Genomic DNA, 3,554 nt, shown 5'->3' on the forward strand with positions numbered 1-3,554 from the left:
CTGGCCCAGCCCGCCACCCGGCGAGCCGCCCGCGCGGCCCATCCGCCTGTTCGATCCGCCGCAGCCGATCGAGGTGCTGGCCGAAGTGCCCGACGGCCCGCCGCGCCGTTTCCGTTGGCGGGCCCGCGTGCATGATGTGACGGCCCACGAAGGCCCGGAACGCATCGCGGCGGAATGGTGGCGCCGCAAGGACGGCGCCGGGCTGACCCGCGATTACTGGCGGGTCGAAGCCGCCGATGGCCGGCGTTACTGGCTGTTCCGCCACGGGCTTTACGAGCGCGAACCCGGCCCCCCGCGCTGGTATCTGCACGGATTGTTCGCATGATGGCGCCGCCAAGCGGTTTCGCTGAACTGGCCGCCGCCACCCATTTCTCTTTCCTGGAAGGTGCGTCGAGCCCGGCGGCGATGGTGGAAACCGCGTTGGCGCTCGGGCATTGCGGCATCGGCATTGCCGATCGCAACACGGTCGCCGGCGTGGTGCGCGCCCATGTGGCGGTGCGCGACCTGGCCGAGGCCGCGAAGGAGGCCGGCACCGAACTGCCACCGTTCAAGCTCGCCGTCGGCGCGCGGCTGGTGTTCGCCGATGGCACGCCGGACGTGATCGCCTATCCCGCCCACCGCAATGGCTGGGGGCAGCTCACACGGCTGCTCACCACCGGCAACCGGCGGGCGGAGAAGGGGGATTGCATCCTCCATCTCTCCGACTTGATCGACCATTCAAATGGCCTGTTGCTGATCGCACTCCCCCCCGTTGCCGGCCAGCACAGCCGCCTCCCCGAACTGGCGCATTCCTGCCCCGGCCGCTTGTGGCAGGGCGCTGCTCTGCACCACGGCGGGGCAGACCGGCGCCGGCTGGCGGCACTCGCGGCGGTCGCAGATGCCGCCCATGTGCCGCTGCTGGCGCTGAATGCGCCGCTCTACGCCACCCCGGCGCAGCGCCCGCTGCACGATGTCATCCGCTGCATCGGCATGGGCGAAACGCTGGAGAGCGCCGGCACCCGCCTTGCCGCCAACGCCGAACGCCACCTGAAATCCGCCGCCGAGATGGCCCGGCTGTTCCGCGATTTCCCCGCCGCCTTGCAGGAACCCGCCCGCCTGCTCGCCCGCGTCGATTTCAGCCTCGACCAGCTGCGCTATGACTATCCCGACGAGCCGGTGCCGCCCGGCTACAGCCCGCAAGGCTGGCTGGAAACGCTGACCCTCACCAAGGCTCGGGAGAAGTGGCCCGACGGCGTGCCGCCGAAACTGATGGCGCTTTTGGCCGAGGAATTCCGCATCATCGCCAAGGCCGGTTACGCCCCCTATTTCCTCACCGTCCACGACATCGTCGCCTTTGCCCAATCCCGCGGCATCCTCTGCCAGGGCCGCGGCAGCGCCGCCAACAGCGCGGTGTGCTTCGTGCTCGGCATCACTGCCGTCGATCCGGCCGAGCATAATCTGCTGTTTTCCCGCTTCATTTCCGAAGAACGCAAGGAGCCGCCCGACATCGATGTCGATTTCGAGCATGAGCGGCGCGAGGAGGTGATGCAGTGGATCTACGAACGCTATGGCCGCGAACGCGCCGGCATCGCGGCGACCGTGATCCATTACCGCCCCAGGAGCGCCGTGCGCGAGGTCGGCAAGGTGTTGGGGCTCAGCGAGGACCTGACGACGCGGCTGTCGAGCACCGTGTGGGGCAGTTACGCGAGCCAGATGGAGCGCGAACGCTTCGCCGAAAGCGGGCTTGATCCTGACAGCCCGGAAATCGCGCGGCTGGGCAATCTCGTCACCCAGATCATGGGGATGCCGCGCCACCTGTCCCAGCATGTCGGCGGCTTCGTGCTCACCCAGACGCGGCTCGATGAACTGGTGCCGATCCACAACGCTGCCATGCCGGACCGGACTTTCATCGAGTGGGACAAGGACGATATCGACGCGCTGGGCCTGATGAAGGTGGATGTGCTGGCGCTGGGGATGCTCAGCTGCATCCGCCGCGCGTTTGAATTCATCGAGACGCAGCTGGGCCACAGCTATGGCCTCGACACGGTGCCGTGGCGGGCACCCGATGTGTACGCCATGCTGCAGCGGGGCGACAGTGTTGGCGTCTTCCAGGTCGAAAGTCGGGCGCAGATGAACATGCTGCCGCGCCTTCGCCCGGCCGAATTCTACGATCTCGTCATCCAGGTCGCCATCGTGCGGCCGGGGCCGATCCAGGGCGATATGGTCCACCCCTATCTCCGGCGCCGGCAGGGGCGCGAGGCAGTGAGCTTCCCCAGCCCCAAGCCGCCGCACGATCCCGACGAGCTGAAAAACGTGCTCGGCAAGACGTTGGGGGTGCCGCTGTTCCAGGAACAGGCGATGAAACTGGCGATCACCGCCGCCAATTTCACGCCGGCCGAAGCCAACAAGCTGCGCCGATCGATGGCCACCTTCCGCCACAACGGCGGGATGGAATATTTCGAGTCCAAGCTCGTCGATGGCATGGTGGCGCGGGGGTACGAGGAGGAGTTCGCCCGGCGCTGCTTCAACCAGATCAAGGGCTTTGGCAGCTATGGCTTCCCGGAAAGCCACGCCATTGCCTTTGCCCGGCTGGTGTGGGTTTCGGCCTATCTCAAGTCTCGATACCCGGCGGTGTTCGCCGCCGCGCTGCTGAACGCGCAGCCGATGGGCTTCTATGCGCCGGCCCAGATCGTCCGCGATGCGCGCGAACATGGCGTAGAGGTGCGGCCGGTGGATGTGAACCACAGCGGGTGGGATTGCACGCTCGAGCCCTGCCCGCCGGGGGCACCAGACCGAGCTGATGCCACCCTCGCCCTGCGCCTTGGCCTGCGCCAGATCACGGGCTTCCGCGAAGACTGGGCGGAGCGCATCGCTGCCGCCCGCCCGATCCGCAGCCTGGAACATCTCGCCCGTGCCGGCCTGCCGCCGCGTGCGCTGAAGCTGCTCGCCGATGCCGATGCCTGCGCCAGCCTCAACTTGGGCCGCCGCGATGCCGGCTGGCAGGCGCTGCGCACGCCGACCGACAGCCTGCCGCTGTTCGCCGCGGTTGAGGCCAGCGAACTGGGCACGGAGGCCGGCCACGATCTGCCGTTGATGGCGCCGGGCGAGGAGGTCGCCGCCGATTACCAGGTGCTGCGCCTCAGCTTGCGCGCCCACCCGCTGGCGCTGCTGCGCCGCTTCTTCCCCGGCGTGCTGACCGCCGCGCAGTTCAACGCGGCGAAGAACGGCCGGCGGGCGACCGTGGCCGGCGTGGTGCTGGTGCGGCAGCGGCCGGGCAACGGCAACGCCATCTTCATCACGCTGGAGGATGAAACCGGCGTGGTGAACGTGGTGGTGTGGGCCCGCCTGTTCGAGACGTTCCGCCGCGCCATCATGGCCAGCCGGCTGATGCAGGTGGAAGGCGAGGTGCAACGGAGCCCGGAAGGCGTGATGCACCTGATGGCGACGCGCATCGCCGACATGAGCGCCGTGCTCGATCGCCTGTCCGACGCGCACGACGCCACCACGCCGCTGGCCCGCGCCAGCGAAGACCTCGTCCACGGCCCGCCCGGCCGCAAGCCACCACCGCCCGCCCG

At 68.8% G+C, this 3,554-nt stretch carries 2 protein-coding genes; both read left to right on the forward strand.

The features are described 5' to 3' along the window. Window positions 1-325, forward strand: a 325-nt coding sequence (locus GJ693_RS17110; protein WP_328598844.1) for a DUF6504 family protein, incomplete at its 5' end; no start/stop codon positions are given. Beyond that, the coding region (locus tag GJ693_RS14775; protein WP_156257026.1) for an error-prone DNA polymerase at window positions 322-3,554 on the forward strand (3,233 nt) is incomplete at its 3' end. The genes GJ693_RS17110 and GJ693_RS14775, both read left to right, overlap by 4 nt.

The sequence above is a fragment of the Sandarakinorhabdus oryzae genome, from assembly GCF_009733735.1.
GTDB classification, from domain to species: Bacteria; Pseudomonadota; Alphaproteobacteria; order Sphingomonadales; family Sphingomonadaceae; genus Sandarakinorhabdus; species Sandarakinorhabdus oryzae.